This window comes from Chitinivibrionales bacterium, assembly GCA_035516255.1.
Lineage (GTDB): Bacteria > Fibrobacterota > Chitinivibrionia > Chitinivibrionales > FEN-1185 > FEN-1185.
In genome coordinates this window covers 15,817-35,302 of the sequence record DATJAL010000005.1, presented here as the reverse complement: position 1 = coordinate 35,302, position 19,486 = coordinate 15,817, and the positions used below count along the sequence as shown (strand labels likewise).

Here is a 19,486-nt window from a genome sequence, read left to right as displayed (position 1 = left end):
TCGAGGAAGCGTTAGCAGGTTGTTGAAAAACTCGCTTTGAGGTGTTTTCTTGACAAATGCGCTGACAAAATTTGCTTAAAATCGCCAGTTCATGTCATAAAGTCAAGCAATTTTACATCCTCCATGGAGTTTTTCAGCAGCCTGTTAAGACATTAAATCAGCAATAGAAGTGATGATTCATTATCGCGTAACTAACATTCCGATTTTTTTTAAAGCCTCTGCATGCCCTGAGTAGCCGCCAAAAGTTGCGGCACCTCGCTAAAAAACCGATGAGCGCATCTCCACTGTTTTCGCCTCGCGGCTGCTTTCAATTGCAAGCTCGATGATGCGAATGACGTTCAGGGCCTGCTCCGGCTTCACGCTCAGGGGAGCGCCATTGACAATTGCATCGCGTACATTCTCGTAAAACGCCTGGTATCGCCCCGGAACGGTCTCAACCGTCTGCCGTCCGGAAGTTCCGTCTGGCCTTTCGATGATTCCCCATCGCGCCGGTTCCTCGGAACCCCAGCCCGGATCACGCTGCGTTCCGCCAAGCCTCAGCGCCTCCTCCTGAGGGTCGAGGCCGTGCTTGACAAACAAGCCTGCCGTGCCGCGGAGCAGAAACCTCGGCCGCGGCTCGCGCGCGAGCATGCCGGCCGTGAGCGTCGCCGTGAGGCCGTCATAGTTCAGCGATAGCTCGAATTGGTCGTCGGTCAAGCCATGAACGCGCTGGATTCTGATATCGGCGCGAACCGAAGTTGGCATGCCGAAGAGCACGAGCGCCTGGTCGATGAGGTGCGGGCCGATGTCGTACAGCAATCCCGCACCCGAACCGGGCTGCTCGCGCCACGCGTTGGGCCTGAGGCCCGGTCTGTAACGGTCGAAGTTCGACGCAAATTCCGAAAGACTCCCCAGCCGTTTTGTTCGGATGATTTCCGCGACCGTGAGGAAATCGCCGTCCCACCTCCTGTTCTGGAATACACTGAGGATCCTGCCTTTGGCATTCGCCAGGTCGATAAGCTGCCGCGCCTCGCTTGACAAAACCGTAAACGGCTTGTCGACGACCACATGCTTCCCGGAAAGCAGGGCCTCGCGGGCCAGGCCGAAGTGCGTCGCGTTAGGGGTGGCGATCACCGCAAGTTCTATGTTGTCCATGCGGAACAGCGCAGCAGCATCCTTGACAACCGCGATTCGGGGGTACCGTTCCCGTGCGGTATCGGCGCGGCGCTCCACCACCGCGGCAAGCCGAAGCCCGGAAACGGAGGAAATGAGCGGCGCGTGAAAGACGCGGCCGGCCATGCCGTAGCCGATGAGGCCGACATCAACGGTTCTTTGCATGCTGAAACTCCGTCATCGTACGCCGCCATCAAGGGCGACACGGGGTTAAAGACCTTCCCGCAAAATATACCATGCTGGAAGCGGTCCTGTTTCCATCACGGTAATGGCGAATAGGGCGCCTCCGCCCGCCGATACGACCCTTGATGTTCCAAAATCGCATTGACACACTAAACAAACAAGGATATATTAATAACAATACTAGTTCTTCATTATAAAAATATTTTGGTCCATAACCTTTTAAGAAATACAATCAGATATGAGAAAAATTTTGATCGCCTGTTCAGCCATTGTTATGGCCATTTCGTCCGAGGCCCTGTACAGCCAGACATTTCATGAGACAGGACTCAGCGGCGGCGGGGCGATCTTCGTGCCCACGATCAACCCGAACGACAAGAACACGATGTTTGCGAGTTGCGACATGTCCGGGTTTTACCGGACTACCGACGGGGCAGCAACGTGGACCGTCATGGACTATCGTCAGATACACAACGTGAATATGTGCTACCCCGCATTCGATCCTATAGATAAGAATCTGATGTACGACGCAACTGGTACCACTTTATTGCAGAGCAACGATGAAGGCACCACTTGGAATACGGTACGCAGCTATGCGGCCGCGGGCGACGGCACCATACTGAGGATCTATCCTGATCCGTTTAATGGAACAAACATGTACGTCGGCACGGATAAGGCGGTATACCTGAATGCTGGCCGGTGCACCGACATCAACGATGCTGCGGACGCGGTTGGTTTTTTTATTTCAAATGCGGGAACAAAGTACGAGTATGCAGCCACGTCAAGCAACGTGTGGCGTTCCTCAAACAACGGGACAAACTGGCAGAAAGTCACCCCGCCGGGCCCGTTGGGGATCGTGAGCTTTTGCGGCGGCAGCGACGGAGCGTCGAACACCACGCTCTGGGCAAGCGGAACCGACGGCAAGGTGTACTTGTCAAAGACCAATGGCAATTCTTGGTCTCCGGCCCCTACCACCGGCATCGCGGCGACTGATGTTGGATGTCTTAATATGATGTCATGTCCGGAAAACAGTCCAAACGTCGCGTATGTGATTGTTTCGGGCGCTCCACCTGCGGTCTTTGGCAACGACAGCTATATCAACCTCAACATTTACAAAACGACAAACGACGGAAACTCCTGGAAAAATGTGTTCATTGCCAATTCCATGGCCTGGCAGAAGACTCCGCCTCCAGACCCGCCGGGGGATAATGTGACGCTCGGCTGGCAGGCGTTCGATGAATATGGATGGAATGCCCCCATGACGTACGGGTTCACCTGCTGCAGGACTGATTCCAACTACGTTATCGGCGGAGGAGACGGGGAACTGTATTGCACAATGGACGGCGGAACAACATGGAGCGAATGCTACATCAATTACAAGGACAGCGGCGCAAGGGGCCAGCACAAAAAATGGCAGACCAACGGGCTCAACGTCACATCGACATGGAATTATTACATCTGCCCGACCGATTCCATGAAGCATTACATTTGTTACACCGATATCGGTTTCGCGCACAGCTTTGACGGCGGAATCACCTGGACCGATTCATGGACCGGTTCCCCGTTCGCCAATACATTTTATGCAATCGCATTTGATCCAAAGGTGCCCGGAACCGTTTACGCCGCAGCCTCCGACGATCACGATATCCCCGACGGGTGGGAAAAACAGATGATGGATCCGAACCTCGGCGGCGGACCCGTGGTCTCCATCGACTACGGACAGACATGGGCGGCAATGAACTGGACAGGGCTTACCGAGAGCGCTTTTGGCGGTTCGACCCAAACCCCGTATCCTTGCACCGGCATCGCCCTTTCTCCCGATGGAAACGCCATGTACATAGCCGAATACGGCGATGCGGTTTACAAGTCGGTAAGGACGAACGGCACTTGGGGAGCCTGGACCAATCTCAACGTTCCGGCCGTTGGGGCAAACAAACACTATTACAAAATAGTCGCACATAAAGATGGCACTGTTTTCGTCGGAATGTGTGAAAGGCTCACGTATTCGGGCGGATCATGGGGAAGCGGAAGCTGGCAGACACCCGATGCAGGCGCTCTCTTCGTTTCAACGAACGGCGGCGCCGTCTGGAAGAACATTGCGGCAAATGTCTACAACGGCAGCGGTCTTCACGGGCAACGGCTCTACGGCGTTGACCCGAACAACAGTTCCATGGTTTACATTTGCGGAACACCCTCAAGGCAGGGAGACAACGGAGTTTATAAAACGGCCAATCAAGGCGCTTCCTGGACCGCCATAACCCCACAGGGCGTTTTATGGCCGGAAGATATCACGGTTGACCCATCCTTTTCGGCCAACGTATATCTTTCAACCAACGACCAGGCCTTTTTCAGCAGTACGGACGGAGGGTCCTCCTGGAACCAGATGCCGTTTCCGTTCGCCGTCGGGAACTCGGTGTATGTTGACTCCATGAACAAATATCTTTATCTTTGCACCTTCGGCTGCGGCGTGTGGACAAATGCTCCTTCGACAGGGGCAGCCGTCCTTCCTTACGACCGACGGACCATTCCTTTACAAGCGCGTATTCACGTCAGCGCCTTCGGTTTACCGCATTCCGGTGTTATGCTGAGCTACGGCCTCCAGTCACGATGCTGTGTCCAGCTTGACGTTTATACAATCTCCGGCGAGAAAGTTGCCTCACTTGTGCACGGAATCCAGGAACCGGGGGAGCACGGCATCAGCGTCAGCGGCGGCAAGCTTCCGGCCGGGCTTTACCTGTGCCATTTTCAAGCAGGAAGTTATAGGGAAAGCAACCGAATCTTCGTAATAAAATAGGCTCTCAAGCTTATCATCAAAATAACGCAAAAAATCTATTTCAACTTCGGGATTTCCCGGGTGGTGGGGCTGTGCTGTTCAATCAATGCAGCTCATAAAACTGTTGCTGACCCGAGGCCAGGGAAATCGACACTGGGCCCCAACTCACGTTTGGCGATGTTGCATACAGTTTATGGGTTCCGGGTTGCGTCGAGACAACGAGTGTTCCCGGAGCGTTCCAGCTCGGTTGAGAACTGTAATACCCCGTCAGGACGCCATAATACAGGTTGTCAATAGAGATGCTGATGGTCCCGACGTTTGTCGTTGTCCAGAAGCACCATTGGGTTGCGGGAAACTCGTAGGTAAGTTGCTCGCTCGGAGCCAAAGTGATCGTTGCGGCCGGCCACGTGGTTCCGGCCGATGTTGCGGAAACCGTGTGATTTCCGACCGTTGTCGTCTTGATGAATGTCCCGGCTTCACCCCACGTCGGGTTGGTAGGATAAAGGAAATAGCTGCCAAGGGAACCGGCAAGAACTCCGTCCAGGTAGACCGAAAGCGTTCCCTCAGAGCCGTCGTTCGTCCAGAAGCAGATTTGGGCGCCGGACAGAGGAGCCATGGCGATATCGCCCAACGCGACATCATAAGAAGGAATTCCCATTGAAATTCCCTCATACCCTGTTTTGGCTATCGTGAGCGAGTCAACGGCCGCGGCGCGTTTGGCGATCTCCAAATCCGTCCCATTGTTCGATACATTACGAGCACGACGCACCACGGACGGCGCGAAAACCTTGAATGAATAGGTAATCCCATCAAGCAAAACACGGGCAATATAGAGGTTGGTTGAAGAGCCATTCTTAATCACGGAAAAGACGTCGAACCTATAGTCGCCGGATGACAGAACCTTTTTTAACGGTACCACAACACGGTGGCCCGATGCATCAAACACGTCTATGATCACCGATTTTCCTGTTGAGGCAAGCGAGAGGGAAATTATTCCGTTGTTGCAGGTTACCTGCCGATACGACTGCTGGGTGGACAAAGAGAGTGTTGCGCTTGGAGAAAATGAAAATGAACCGTCGGCACCTGTCAATTGCGTCAAGTTCTTTACGAGCAGGTGCACGGTGGCGCCCGGTATAAGGGCCGATGTAGACCGATCGATTACTGTTCCCGTCACCGCTGGGCAAACTGATCCAACATACGCAACGATGAGCATTGTAATCATGCGTAGATTGAAATAGACGTGTCTCATGTGCAACTACCTCTTCTTGCGATGGCGGAGGCGTCCGGCTTCCTCGGGAAAAATAGATGGTCTTGGACGCTTTTGTCAAATTATGGTAAATACATTCCGCGCCTATCAGGTGGTCGGGCGGCCGTGTGACCTTAATAAATTCACTCCGTGTGGCACGGCCGTCCAGACCGTGTTTAAAATGCGGTAGCCTTGCGTCTCAAAAATCCCCAAATCCCATCATACGCCAATTACCCTTTTTAAACCACAGCAACCTTTCTTCCCATAAACAATGTGGTTCCGTGCGCCCATACGCTCCATCACCTATCCGCTCGCCCGCGGTACCGCGGCCGCAGCCGCGTGTGCGCACGGGGTGATGTTGTGTTTGACAAAAGGTTCGTTGACATAAAAAGCAGAATAATTGTAAAATATGAAGCTTGTCAGCCTGCTGGAAACGGGAATGGACGCCCTCGGGAACCGACGATAAGGCAGCGGATATTGAAGAAGAAGACCTACGAATTTAGGAATGTCGGAAAAAGGAATTGTCTATCAGCAACAGGGGAGTCGGAAATTGAAATCAACCACCAGCATTCTTTACGCACTACTGGCCGCTGTCATATCGGGTTGCTTCGAGTGCAATAATCCCGTGTCATCGAATCCCGGTCCCACAAACAACAACAGTACGACCGCCAGGTTTACCGTGACCGGCGGGGCGGCGGAGTCATTTACCGGTGAGGCGCCTTTTATGGCAACCTATGACGCGAACAACGGCGGGACAATATTCATGGGCGGCGGCAACGGCAGCCAATATGCTATTACGGTAAATATCCAGTGGAACGGCGCCTTTAAGGCCTCAACTTTCTCGTCGGGAGGAGGCACCTCGGGCGTTCTGGGCGTCGCGGATAATAATGCTCCTAACGAGTGGTTGGCATCCTATGACCCCAACGATGCGGCGAATGCCAAGGGTTCCTATTCTTTGACCATCACCTCCATGGGAGTATCGACGACAAGCAGCGGCATCACCAGCTATCAGAATCCTCACGGGACGCTCGACGCCACGTTGGAATGCGCGACAAAAGTGGGCGGTCCCGAGACGACGTTGCACGTCGATTTTTAGACGCTGCGGATCCTGTCCGCCAGCCGCACGAATAATACCCGCGCGGATTGTCAGAATGATGCGCGTGCCGGATTTAAAAATTTGTGAAAAAGGAAATTCCTGTCTGTAATGGAAGGAGCAAGGGGATGCGATTCATTAAAGGTGCCATGGTTGTTGGATTAGTGGCTTCTTTTTGTACGGCGCAAGTAAACCTTAGCGGTACCGTGAAGTCCGGCGGCACTGCGGTAGCCGGAGCGACGGTATGGTTGCTTCATGGCGATCACACCACCTTGACTACCACAAGCGCCGACGGCGAGTGGGTTATCGGAGGAACGGTAATAAAAAACCTGAAATCGCAAGCAAGTGCGCTTGCCTCGCCTGTCGCCTTTTTGCCAAGAGGTGAAATCCAGTTGAGCCTTCAGGAAGCGGCACAAGTTTCGGTCAAGACCTATTCGGTTGATGGAAAGCAGATAGGTTCGATGCAACAGATGTTGGCTGCCGGCAAACATTCCATCATGCCGGCCAGGGTGAATTCAGGCATTTACCTGTATGGGGTTGCTGTCAACGGTAAGGCATATTTGTTGCAACAGGCAACTGTCAATGGCAGGATCTATCCGCTGCTTCAGGGAAATGGCGGCGCACGCTTTCAGGGCTTCGCAAAAAACGCTGCCCTTACGTTTCCGGATTCGATTTTGTGCTGGGCGCTCGGATATGCCGAGAGTGAAAAATACCAGGCAACGGCAACGGGATCAGGAATCGCGCTCACGCTCACGGCAGAGCCGTCGACCTGCCCGCAACTGACCTGCGGCTACAGTGGAACAACCGATCCTCCGGGTTCATCCTATGCCGGTTACTATGTCTTTAACAACACGTGGAACCAAAAATATTTTAACGGAGGAGGATCGACGCAATGCATGAACATGTGCAGCTACCACCAATGGTACGTCACCGCAAACCTGCCTAACCATGGCGGGGAGGTCCAGACGTATCCGTGCACTCAAAAGATATACCAGACCCCCCCGATTATCTCGTCGCTCGCTATGTGCAAGGTTGATGTCTCCTCGAGAAGCCCGCATGCTGCGAACCAGATCTACGACGGCGCCTTTGATATCTGGATCAACGGCGTTGCCAACCCCCCGCAGTCCACCGAATTAATGATATGGCTTGACAACTGGCATCAGTGGGATACCATGAAACCCGCGCAGGAGCATGTGATCTTGGACGGCATAGAATGGATCCCGCATGCTGATACGAACGATCTTAGCTATATCATGTATGAACCTGCCGTGAGCGGGAACCCTGTGGACATGCCGACGATCATGAACCTGGACATTCTAGCGATCATGAAGCATGCGCTGAGCAAAGGCTATATGCCTGCCAACTCCACATTATATCAGGTCCAATACGGAGTGGAGATATGCAGCACGAACCAATTGGATGCTCTGTTCTACCTGGACAATTACGTAGTTCACACGTACTAACGCCGGTGAGCTACGCATGTCCGGCGTAATTGTTCACGGCTCACTCGAGCAGGCTATTGTCGGATACTAAGGTTTATTTTTAAGAGGCCGGCTCCTTTATTCACTTGCATCGCCTCCCCAAGCCTTTGTATAATATATTGACAGTTACAACTATAATCCTATTACTGCAGACAGCTCCGGTTTTGAAAGCGGTAGCATACCTGCCTGATCCGCTTTGAGAATGCATCGTCTGCGAATACCGCTTTTTAGATACAAGAATGCCGACAAGATTGTTACGTAGCTTTCTGGGGGTTACTGTATGCACATGTTTTCTTTTAGAACGGCACTGCTCTTTTGCATGAGTGTTTGTACTGCCGCCCTGGCGTATACGCCCATGCTGTCCGAACTTCCTTTACAGGATAGTGTCACCGTTCACAATGAGATAACCTGGAAATTGAGCCGTCCCGTTCATGTTGGCACGTTTGTCAACGGCGATTTTTATGTAGTGGGCGCATGTACGGTCACCGCCGTCGCGCCGGCCCCGACCGTAAGCCCGGCCCGGAACGGTTCCGTGGTCAATCTTGATCCGTCCTACGAGGGCACTCCATTTGACGACCGGAGCGGCAACTATACCGCAACCTCTCGGAAATATCCTCCTATAACCTTGAATCCGGGCGACGCCCTGATCTCAACCGTCAGCCTGCACGTCACGACGAATAATAACATCCAAACCTGGCTGGCCCCGGGGACCGGCACTGAAAGCACGGACAGCATTGCCGCCGTGTTAACGTGCCTTACGGCGCCGGTGCCCACGGACGCTTTTCGGCCGGGGTATTGCGACCGCACGCAGAAGATTTACTGCGGCGACAGTCTCCGCTGGAATTTGCTGCCCAACCTGGCGCGGGTGAAAAGCATGACCCCTGCCTTACTCCAGGAATGGTCGCGGCATTTTTACCGGAGCCCGTGGATGGACGTGTGTTTTTTTGGTTTTGACGCGGCCGTGGAATACCAGGTACATTACGGCCGGGAGGTTGCCCGCGCGGTTGGCATAGGAACTTTGTTTCTGATCTGCGATTTTACCAAACCGGAAAAAGATTCCCTGATGATAGGGCTGGTGCAATACGGAATCGACCTGTGGGGCATCGTGCGCGGTTGCAACGCTTCGAGGGGCTGGCAGGCGCACGGCGGGCACGGCTCCGGACGCAAGCTGGCAATGGTGTTTGCGGGCATCATGCTTGGCGACACGGCCATGTCCCAGCCGACCATCACCTATCCGAATCTGAGAATCGGTGAAGACATGCAGACGGCGTACGGTCCGTGCTGGTGCAGTCCGTCGAACGTGGTGTATACTGGGCACCAGGGACTGTGGAACGGCGTGCCAGTGAGTTCCGATCCCTGCTGGGGCCCGTACGAACATCTGCAGCCGTCGCAGTGGCCGACGCTGGTTACGGCGAGCGATTCGGATTATCACCTGGGAGAAGACTACCGTCATTGCTGCACCAGCGGGGCCTGGATCGGCGAGGCGCTGGCCGCTCTGCTTTTGAAAGCGGAGGGCCTTTGGAGCCATCCGGCCTTTTTCTCCTATGGCGACCGCTGGATGACCGAAAGCGATTCGCAGGCCAACGCGATCATCAAGCAGGAGACGGGATTGAGTTACAACAACGACCAGAAGGATGCCGGCGGGGACGCAATCGTCAATGACATGTGGGCGGCCTACCGGGGCAGTATCGCATCAGTCAAGAAACCGGATGGCGCTTTTCCGGCAGCCGCAAACGGCATGCGGTTGCAAATTACTCCCAATCCTCTAAGGAGTGATTGCGGAAAGGCATATTTCCGTTATATGCTGGATCATCCGGAAACAATATGTATGGCCGTTTATGATTTTAGCGGAAAGAAGATAAAGGAACTGACGAACGGACGTGTCCCGACAGGGAGCCACTGCGTTGCATGGGACGGCTGTGACGGCAAGGGGAAGAAAGTCGGGCCGGGCATGTATGTTGTCAGATGCGGATCCATCATGCGGAAATTTACGCTGCTGCCGTAAGGGAGATGGTTTCTTGTCGCGTTCCAGCGTTCGGGGTGAATTTTTTTTCCGAAATAAAACCATTGAAACGACGCCGGGAATCTTCGGATCACGTTGCAATAAAAAGGGAGTGTCATGAAAAAACCGTTGTTGCTGGTTATGCTGCTGTGGTGCGCGGTAGTAACGCATGCGGCCGTGTCCGATCATGTCACCCAGTACGAAATCACCTGGACATTTGACAAGGCATACACCGTGGGACAGTTCGCCAACGGCGACTGGTGGGTGTTGGGACCGGTGACCATCACTGGCATGTCTCCCGACTACCGGCTGCGCGACTTTTGGGACTTTACAGCGTCCAAGGCAAAAGGCGTGGTGTTCCACTGGATCAACGGCTGGCAGGTGAACCCATCCACTCAAAACCAGGGGTTCGATGGGACCCTGTACGAATTTGATTCGACCTTGGTGCCGCCCCTGCCTTTTGTTGCTGCCCCCGGGCAGTCCATTGTCAAGGCAGTCAGCGATACCGATGCAACCGGAAAGTTCATGAGCCTTTGGATATCAAACGGCACACCTTTGCCAGATTCCCGCATGACAATCGCCAATCCCATAAAAACAGCAGGGGTGTTGACCGTGGTGGGCGCCGTGCCGCCGGACTCGGGCAGCACATGCTTCCGTCCGCCGTACGTGGGCACGGACAAACCGTACTATTCGACCGAAAATCTGGATCTGAATGCGCTTCCCTCATTGGCGCCGACGTCCGGCATGCCAGCGATGGACACCGCCCTCGGCTGGGTTCAGCGTGTGCAGCTGATGCACCGCATCGGCGTGCATGGCGCGGAGACGCGGCCTACGGAAAATATGGCCGCGTATCAGCCGTGCAATGCGGTCCATAATGACGATGCGGCACTACGGCTGCTCATGAACGATCCCATTGCACAGAAAATGCCGCTGCTGTGCGCCTATGTGCAATATGGCATCGATATATTCTACTTCATCAGAAATCAGCCGGCCTGGCCGGGAACCGGTTTCGGTGTGGAGCCGGGCCATAAGCTGCCGCTGGCATTTGCGGCCCGGATGCTCAACGATCGGGCCATGATCGACACTGCCGGCAGCCCGGGCCTGTTTTCTCTGGCTCATGGAAGCGACGAACAGGAGAATATAGTCATGACGAAAAATAGGATCGGAGTCTGGGGTGGCCGCGATCCATACGCGGTCGATCAAGAGAAAAGTTATTGGAATGCCGTTCTGCATGCCGCCGCCCCCAACGAGGGCGGTGCGGGGGACCCGTACGGATATATTGATGCCCCTCAGACAGCCAATGCGCAATGCGACGGTTACCTGTTGATGGGCGAGGGCAACGAATTCAAAGGCGAGGCTTTGGTGGCCATGCTGGTTCCGGGTCTGGAAGCAGTGTGGAACAAACCGGAATTTTTCCAGTACATAGACCGGTACGTGAATCACGGGGTGTTAAGTCAACCTGATCCCTGCGCACCGGCCGAGGGTACCTGGCAGGGCGGCACCAGGACCGGACGATGCACCTCGGCCCAGGAGGTGTACGGCACCGCGGACAAGTGCATTCCCGACTCAGCGGAGTTCGGAATCAGCTACGGGCCGGACCCGAACAACCACGGCGATTGCATCCGCGATCACGATTCTTCCGACGGGATCGGCCGTTTCCCCTTGAACGACGGGGCGCATCAAAATGATGATGCGGCCGTTCCTTATCAGGCTTCCCAATATAAGAGCGCATTTGTCAATTATATGTGGGATGCCTACCGTGCCACGGTGCCGATGGCCGCGCCAAGCATGAGTCCCGAAGGCGGCGCCTTTTCCGGCGTGGCGGACGTGACGCTGACCCCCGATTCCGCTTCATGGCGGCCGGTCATCCGGTTTACCACGGACGGGACCGATCCCTCCTCTTCTTCCGCTTTGTACAGCAGTCCAATCCTGTTGCGGGCGAGCTGCACGCTCAAGGCCAGGGCCTTTTTCGGGTCGTATACCCCGAGCGCGGTGGTTCAGGCGTCGTTCACCATCACTGCCGATACCCAACCGCCGGTCATAAGCAGTATCGTCACCAAGAGGGATTCCACCAAGGTTACGGTGATATTCAACGAACTGGTGGATTCAGTTTCGGCCCGGCAGGCCGCGAATTATTCCATCAACAAGGGGATTTCCGTCCTGGCCGCCTCCTGCAGCGTCATCGGACCGTCGGTGGTGCTGACCACGACGGCCATGGCCGCAGAAACCACCTATACGCTCACGGTCCGGAATGTCAAGGACCTTTCGAACAATACCGTGGCGCCGGGCACCCAGAAACAGTTTACGTTTATTAATTTTGATCCCGCCTTCGGCCTCACCGGATACTGGCCTTTCGATGCGGACGCAGGAAAGGTGGCAAGGGAGATGTCGGGTTACAGCATAGGAACTTCGTATAACGGCACGGTGACCGGAGCAACCTGGACGCCGGGAAGAATAGGACAGGGGGTCGCGTTCGCGTCCGCAGCAGACTATGTGGCTCTGGCGGATGCCGCCTACTCCTTCGGCATGGATGAGGCCAACGCCTTTACCATCGCATTCTGGGTTAAGGTGACGGGGCACAACGCCGCATTTGATCCGCTCATCGAGCACAATGGAAGCCAATGGGGGGCCTGTCCCTACAGTATCGGTATCACCAATACGCGCAAGGTCCAGACCAATGTCATGGGCTCTTGGGGCGGCAGCACGCTCACCTCAGGAACGGCGGTCAACGACTCGACGTGGTGCTATATTGCCCTGACTTATCGTGATTCCGCGCGTGTTCTGTACATCAACGGCGTCAGGGATCAGGCCGGCTCCGACAACCTGAATATTGATTTGAATTTCCCCAACGACCGCGTCACGTATTTCGGTCACGGTTTCCGGGGCATACTGGACGAGGTGCGGTTCTACAACCGCGCGCTCACGGCGGCCGAGGTCGGCCACTTTTATTCGGACACCTCGGCACCTGTGCAGTCCGGAAATAAAAATTCCTCGCGGTACCATCCTCAAACTCAACCGTCACTTATCGTGTATTCGAATCCGGTCCATCGTTTGGTGACTATTCAACTGTGGAATTTTTTTGGGCCTATTAAAGTGGAGGTTTATTCCATCACCGGAACCAGAATTGCCGCGTTCCCCGACAGCAAGGGAGGAAGAATCGTCTGGAACGCGGGCAATTGCCCCAGCGGATTGTACGTGGTGAAGGTCGCCGCAGGCGGCAGGGCGCTCACAAAATTTGTGCAATTGATAAAATAAGGTGCATAGCGGTGGAAGTCGCCGTCCAAAATTATGAACGTTGCGTTTGGCAGTGCAGTAATTGCGATAATTTCGAAAAGTCAAGCGGCTTATATCACAAAGTTTAAATTAAGGTCGGTGCTTCTAAAAGTAAAATAATTGAAGTTGTAAACTGTGTTCTTGCCTTATAGGCCGGTAGGGCACGGGGATCCCCAGCATCTAACAGGGAATTCGTTTTTCCGGCATCCGGGAATCCTGATGGGGTCCTAAGAATGGTTGTCTCGTCGAACCTTATTCAGTTGTCGAGGAGACCGCTGTCCCCGCTCTCCTGAAGGATTATCGGCTTGAGTGCCCATTCCTCAAAATCCAACTTCACTAATCGACTTCTGTTCAGACCATCACCGTTGCCGCCGCCAATGTTCGCTCTATGAAGGAGGAAATAAAACTTGAAATCAGGAACCGCCTCGTCCTGCAATGAGGGTAAAGGTCTTGTAACGAAACGTTTTCCGAATACGTCCAACAAATTAGCGATGTCGTGATCCGGTTTCCCAAAAGGTAATAAATGAACATTTCAATCGAAGCCCTCGAAAAGACCTATCCGAACGGAAGGAAGGCGCTTTCCAACATCAATCTCGAGATCGAGAGCGGAATGTTCGGCCTGCTCGGTCCCAACGGTGCAGGAAAAAGCACGCTGATGCGCATTCTGGTTACCTTACTCGAGCCGACGGGAGGCCGGGTGCGTGTGAATGGCATGGATTTAATCAAGGAGCGCGGCGCGATTAGGTCTATCCTAGGCTACCTTCCGCAGGATTTTAAATGTTTTTCACGGCTTTCCGCCGCCGAATTTCTCGATTATACGGCGGTGCTTGCCGGCATGCATGACAAAGCGGCACGCCGACGCGCGGTCGAGGAGATGCTTACAAAAGTCGGGCTTTTTGACGCGCGCGACCGCATGGCCAGCCAACTTTCCGGCGGAATGAAGCGCCGTCTCGGCATAGCCCAGGCGCTTATCGGCAATCCGCAATTGGTGATCGTCGATGAACCGACCACCGGGCTTGATCCCGAGGAACGTATCCGTTTCCGCAACCTGATCGGAGCCATGAGCCTTCATGATTTAATAATTATTTTTTCTACCCACATCGTCGGCGACATCTCGAACACCTGTCGGAGCGTGGCGCTGCTTTCGAGCGGTCAATTGGCCTATTGCGGCGCGCCCGATGAATTGATCCGGCAGGCAGAGGGACATGTATTCAGGACATTTGTGAGGGAGAACGAGCTTCAATCGGTCAAACAGAGGCACATGGTTGTGGCGGCGATTTCGGCCGCTGGCGGTTGGCACGTTGAAATGGTGGCGAGGCAGGGGGAGGATTTGAGCGGTGAACCCGTAAAGCCGAACCTGGAACACGCCTATGCATATTTCATGGGAAAAAACGATGATGTCTGAAAGCGGAAGGACGAATCGCGTAAAAGGGTCGTTTTTTAAAGTGCTCGCCGTTGCCCGCTACGAGGGGCTCACCCTGTGGCGCAGCTGGTTCTTCCGGGTTTTCGCGGGCGTTCTGCTCGCGCTCGTCGCAATTGTCAATGCGCTTGTCTTCGGAACGGGACAGATAAACGCGTGGGTGGTGAAGGCCATCCCCGCCGACATCCCGTACCTTACCATGTTGCTGGTGAACGTTCTTCAATCGGCGGTGGCGGTCATTCTTGCGTCCGATTTTGTCAAGCGCGACCGGACTCTGGACACCACTGACGCCGTGTACATCCGTTCCATTTCCAATGTGGGCTACGTAATCGGCAAGGTGTGCGGCAACCTTCTTGTTTTTGCGTGTCTGGATTGCGCGGCGCTCGCAATCGCATTTCTTTTCAATGCCTTCTCCCGGGGCGTTCCGGTGAATTTCGCGGCCTATGCGTTCTATCCGTTGCTCATCTGCCTGCCAACGCTGGTGTTCTGCATCGGGTTCTCCTTTGTCGTCACGTCCCTCGTCCGCAGCCAGCCCGTATCGCTTCTGCTGCTCCTCGGTTCGCTCGGCATGGCGTTTTTCCTTCTACCCGATACGCTCTATTCAACCTTCGATTTTGCGTCGCTGCGGGCGCCGCTGATGGCTTCGGATTTCACCGGATTCGGGTTCCCGAACGCGGCTGCGGCGGTCAGGTGCGCATATTTCCTGCTCGGCCTTTCCTTTGTCCTTATTGCTGGCCTGCGGTTGGAGCGTTTGCCGCAATCGGAGGCGGTTCACCGAGCGGCGCTCGTGCTTTCGCTGCTGCTGATCGGCGCGGCGGGAACGACCGCGGTTACGATAGTTGCAGGCAACATTCGAGGGCAGCAATTGAGGATGGAAATCCTTGCGCAACACGAGCGCTATTTCGGCGCTCCCAGTGTGACCATAGCGCGCGATGATCTGTCGCTTACCCACACCGGCAAGACGATCCGGGGCACGGCGCGGCTCGTTTTATGCAACGGCGGGACAGCCCCGGTCGGTCAATACGTGCTGCGGCTCAATCCCGGACTAGTTGTGAAGAAAGTGCTGGGCGGAAAGGGATCGACATTCCGCCGCTCGCTGGATCTGCTTCTGGTCGAACCGGGCGCGCCTCTGGCGCCGGGCTCACTGGATACCGTGACCGTGAGCTACGAAGGCACCATCGACGAGCGCGCCTGTTATCTCGATGTATCTTCAGACGATGTGAAGAGGAGTTCGGCCGTCTTCTTCCTTCAAAGGCTGCCGCGGTTTTCATTTGTAAACAACCGTTTCGTCCTTCTCACCCCGGAAACCGGCTTTTACCCTCGCGCCGGCACGGGATTTTCCTCCGAGCATCCGGAATGCGGCGACGCCGGGCTCACGGAATTCACCGTTTCGGTGGCGACCCGACATGGGCTCACCGTTTTGAGCCAGGGCGCTGCCTTGCCGGGGAACTCATTCGCGCCCGAAGTGCCCCTTCCCGGCGTCACGGTGATCATCGGACCGTATGTGCGGTCGGCGGTCAGGGTCGATTCGGTTGAGTATCGCCTCTTTACACTTGCGAATCATGGATATTACAAACCGTTTTTAAAGGAACTTCCTGCCGATACCGTTGCATCGCAAATCCGTGTCCTGAGGGCAGACTTTGAAGGCCGGCTCAAGGCCGACTACCCCTACAGGCGGTTTTCGGCCGTGGAGGTTCCGCTGCAGTTCACCGATTTTTCGCGGCTGTGGACCTCGGGTCACGAGGCGATCCAGCCCGAAATGGCGCTGCTGCCGGAAAACGGGTTCACGCTCACCGACGCCGATTTCAGCAGGACGCCGTCCGATTTCGGGAACCGCAGGCAGAACGAGCAGGCAACGCAGACGCCGATGGAACGGCAAAGCGCCCTTTTCCAGCGTTTCGTGTCCGCGACCTTCTTTCGCGATAACGAGGGAAGGCAACTCATGCTCAGACCGCAGGACCGAAACAGTGCGGCGGCCTGGGCGTTTGGTTGGCTGCCTGCCGTGGGCGTTCCGGCGGTGAACCTCTTCGTCTTTCCGGAGTACGTTTCGTATGCCCGCGCCATACGGGCCGACCAGTGCCCGCTGTTCGGTCCGGCTCTTGAATCCTATTTTAGAAAACGCGCTGCGGGCGGCTTCGGACCAGTGACGCGCACCTTCTTTACCGGCGCGTCAACCGACGAAAAAGTAAATCTGCTGCTTGAAAACGGCAGCTTCGGCCAGATATGCCGTGACGAGCGGAACCGGCCGCTGTTGCGCGATGTCGTCGGGGCGCTCGGCGACTATCTGATCGCCGACATGCAGAAGAACATTCCGCCGCAATCGTTCGACGACTATATGCGCGACCTGCTCGCACAAAGCCGTTTCAAGGCGATCGACCTAGGCGGCTTGATCTCGGATGTTAAGCAACGATTCGGGTTCGATCTCATGCCCGCCGCCCAGGCGTGCTACCGGCCGCACGCGCTTCCGGGATACGTCGTGGAAAATGTCGCCGCGGCAGAGGTGCGGGACAAGGGCGCAAACCGTTTCAAGGTGAGCCTGGAAGTCTGGAATCCGGAATCCGCCGAGGGACTTATCAGGTTGACCGTACGAACGGGATCGTTTGGCGGGAGGCGGTTCGGCGGTGCCGCCGCAGGCCGCGGCATCAGCGGCACCGAGGAACGGATCGTCGCCTTCGCGCCGCGGCAGAGCAAGGAGATCGGCATAATGACGGACAATCCACCCCGCATGCTCTCGATAGGAACATTTATTTCGCGCAATATTCCGGCCACAATAACCTACGGGTTCGACCGTGTCGATTTTGACAAGGAAGGGGTTCCCTTTGAGGGCGACCGCGTGATAGACGCCGTGCACGAGGCCGAACAGGGCGCCGTGATCGTGGACGACCAAGATTCGGGGTTCGCCGTTGAGACAAAGCCCGCGTCCGGCGCACTCGACCGGATTTTCGGCAAAGCTTCCATGCCGGACCGCTACGCGGCGATGCGGTTCTTCGATCCGCCGGCCGACTGGACGCAGGTTGCCGGTCCGCTCTACTACGGCAGGTATGTGCGTTCGGCCTATTATATTAAAAGTGGAACCGGACAAAAACGGATAGCCTGGCGTGCGGCGCTCAAGCAACCGGGCACGTATGAAATCTTCGCCTACTACAACGGTGCGGGGTTCCGTCAAGGCTTCGGTGGCAGGAGAGGCCAGGAGGCGACGCGGGGGACCTTTCACTACGTTGTTCACCACGACGACGGCGTTTCGGACGCCCCACTTGACTTACAGGACATCCAGGTCGGATGGAACTTGCTGGGACGGTTCCACTGTTCGGCCGGCACGTCCACCGTGGAGCTCACCGACAGGGCGGACGGAATGCCGTTTGTGGTCGGCGACGCCGTCAAATGGGTAAAACAACAATGAAGAACGTGTGGCTTATCGTTTTTGTCGCGTGCGCATTGCCCGGTTCGCGGATCGCCGCGGACACGTTGACATATCAGAAGGCGCTGGACATTGCCCTGAGGCAAAGCCCCGAGGTGGTGCAGGCCAAGCTCGCGCTGGAACAGAGCGAGGAGACGTATCGCGCCGCGGCCGCCGGCCAGAAACTGAGCGTCGCATTGTCGCTTACGCCCCTGGGCTTTTCAAACAGCCTGCAGCTCAATAATACCTACAACCTCTGGGCCACAAGCCGTAATTTGCAATCCAACGCCGATCTCACCCTGTCGCAGCCGGTCTGGCTCACGGGCGGCACGATCACGCTGGTCGGCGACGCGGGCTGGAACGATTTGTACACGGGCCTTTTCAACAGGGAAAACAAGTCATTCGATTACCGTACTACCATCGGATATTCACAGCCTATTCTCCTTTATAATCAACTCAGGACGACGCTGGACGAGGCGAGGCTGACACTGGAGAACAGCCAGCTGGTCTATGCGATGAAGGTCCTTTCGATGGAGCATGACATTGCATTCGATTTTTACGGGTTGTACGAGGACCAGGTCAACTATGAAATAGCCAAGGACCAGTTGCGCGACGATCAGCAGAGCTACGAAATCACCAAAAACAAAGTCCTGCTCGGGATTTCCGCCCAATCGGATCTCTATCAATCGGAGGTCACCCTTGCGCAGAGCCAATCGGGCATGCAGAACAACGAGGTTACCTGGGAGAATGCGGCGGAGGCATTCAAGCAGCGTCTCGCGATCTGCATCGATTCCATGATCGTTATCGTTGTGGATACCGCGGCCCGCCCCGTTCCCATCGATCTGGAAAAGGCGGTCGCCAATGGTTTGCAAAAGCGAATGGAGCTGCGCCAGGACGCCATTACCCTCCGGAACGCCGAGTTCAACCTCCTCCAGACGCGCAGCAGCGGCTTCGCGAGCGGTGCGGTCAACGCGTCCGTCGGCCTCGCAGGGAACTCGAGGGACCTCAACACCTTGTTTCAGAACCCGGCCAAGAGCGAGGCGCTTTCGGTGTCACTCCAGATTCCGCTCTGGGACTTCGGGGCCAACCGTGCAAACGTGAAGGCCTCCGAACTAGGGGTCCGCATGAATCGGCTCACGCTCGAAAACGAGAAGACCACCGTCGTTCTGTCGATCCGCAAGGAATACCGTACCATACTCAACCTCCGTTCCCAGATCGAAATCGCGCGCGGAGCGGAGCACAACGCGCAGTTCACCTACGACCTCAACGTCCAAAAGTACAAGACCGGAGCGATGAGTGCCCTCGACCTCAACCAGTACGAGATCCAACTCACCCAGGCCAAGAGCGCCTTGATAAATGCGATAGTCAATCTCAAGATCGAGATGCTCAACATGAAAGTCCTGAGCCTGTGGGATTTTGAAGCGGATAAACCGGTTTTTCCCGATATCACGCCCATCAAGGATTGAACG

10 protein-coding genes are annotated in these 19,486 nt (G+C 55.6%); 8 read left to right on the top strand and 2 right to left on the bottom strand.

Annotated elements, in window-relative coordinates; translation table 11 throughout:
• Positions 1-258 precede the first annotated feature (258 nt).
• Positions 259-1,317, bottom strand: a complete 1,059-nt coding sequence (locus tag VLX68_02345) for an oxidoreductase (GenBank protein HUI91063.1) — start codon at positions 1,315-1,317, stop codon at positions 259-261.
• Positions 1,318-1,573: 256 nt separating this feature from the next.
• Between VLX68_02345 and VLX68_02340 the strand changes: the two genes are divergently transcribed.
• Positions 1,574-4,126, top strand: coding sequence for a hypothetical protein (locus VLX68_02340; GenBank protein HUI91062.1), 2,553 nt, complete (start codon positions 1,574-1,576; stop codon positions 4,124-4,126).
• A gap of 82 nt (positions 4,127-4,208) precedes the next feature.
• Here the strand turns inward: VLX68_02340 and VLX68_02335 are convergent, their stop codons facing one another.
• Positions 4,209-5,354, bottom strand: a complete 1,146-nt coding sequence (locus VLX68_02335; protein HUI91061.1) for a hypothetical protein — start codon at positions 5,352-5,354, stop codon at positions 4,209-4,211.
• Positions 5,355-5,901: 547 nt separating this feature from the next.
• On the opposite strand from VLX68_02335, the gene VLX68_02330 reads away from it, so the two are divergent.
• The 7 genes from VLX68_02330 to VLX68_02300 all read left to right on the top strand — a co-directional run bounded on the left by VLX68_02330 (position 5,902) and on the right by VLX68_02300 (position 19,483).
• On the top strand, positions 5,902-6,447 hold the full coding sequence (locus VLX68_02330) for a hypothetical protein (GenBank protein HUI91060.1): 546 nt from the start codon (positions 5,902-5,904) through the stop codon (positions 6,445-6,447).
• A 269-nt stretch (positions 6,448-6,716) separates the two neighbouring features.
• Positions 6,717-7,907, top strand: coding sequence for a hypothetical protein (locus VLX68_02325; protein HUI91059.1), 1,191 nt, complete (start codon positions 6,717-6,719; stop codon positions 7,905-7,907).
• A 433-nt stretch (positions 7,908-8,340) separates the two neighbouring features.
• Positions 8,341-9,930: a FlgD immunoglobulin-like domain containing protein gene (locus VLX68_02320; GenBank protein ID HUI91058.1), complete on the top strand. Its 1,590-nt coding sequence runs from the start codon at positions 8,341-8,343 to the stop codon at positions 9,928-9,930.
• Between the two features lie 114 nt (positions 9,931-10,044).
• Positions 10,045-13,182 (top strand): LamG-like jellyroll fold domain-containing protein, encoded by a 3,138-nt coding sequence (locus tag VLX68_02315; GenBank protein ID HUI91057.1) that lies wholly within the window; start codon positions 10,045-10,047, stop codon positions 13,180-13,182.
• A gap of 541 nt (positions 13,183-13,723) precedes the next feature.
• Positions 13,724-14,605 (top strand): ABC transporter ATP-binding protein, encoded by an 882-nt coding sequence (locus tag VLX68_02310; GenBank protein HUI91056.1) that lies wholly within the window; start codon positions 13,724-13,726, stop codon positions 14,603-14,605.
• Positions 14,571-18,020, top strand: coding sequence for a hypothetical protein (locus VLX68_02305; protein ID HUI91055.1), 3,450 nt, complete (start codon positions 14,571-14,573; stop codon positions 18,018-18,020). The genes VLX68_02310 and VLX68_02305 overlap by 35 nt, the downstream gene beginning before the upstream one ends.
• Positions 18,002-19,483: a TolC family protein gene (locus VLX68_02300; GenBank protein ID HUI91054.1), complete on the top strand. Its 1,482-nt coding sequence runs from the start codon at positions 18,002-18,004 to the stop codon at positions 19,481-19,483. Before VLX68_02305 ends, VLX68_02300 begins: the two co-directional genes overlap by 19 nt.
• Positions 19,484-19,486 lie beyond the last annotated feature (3 nt).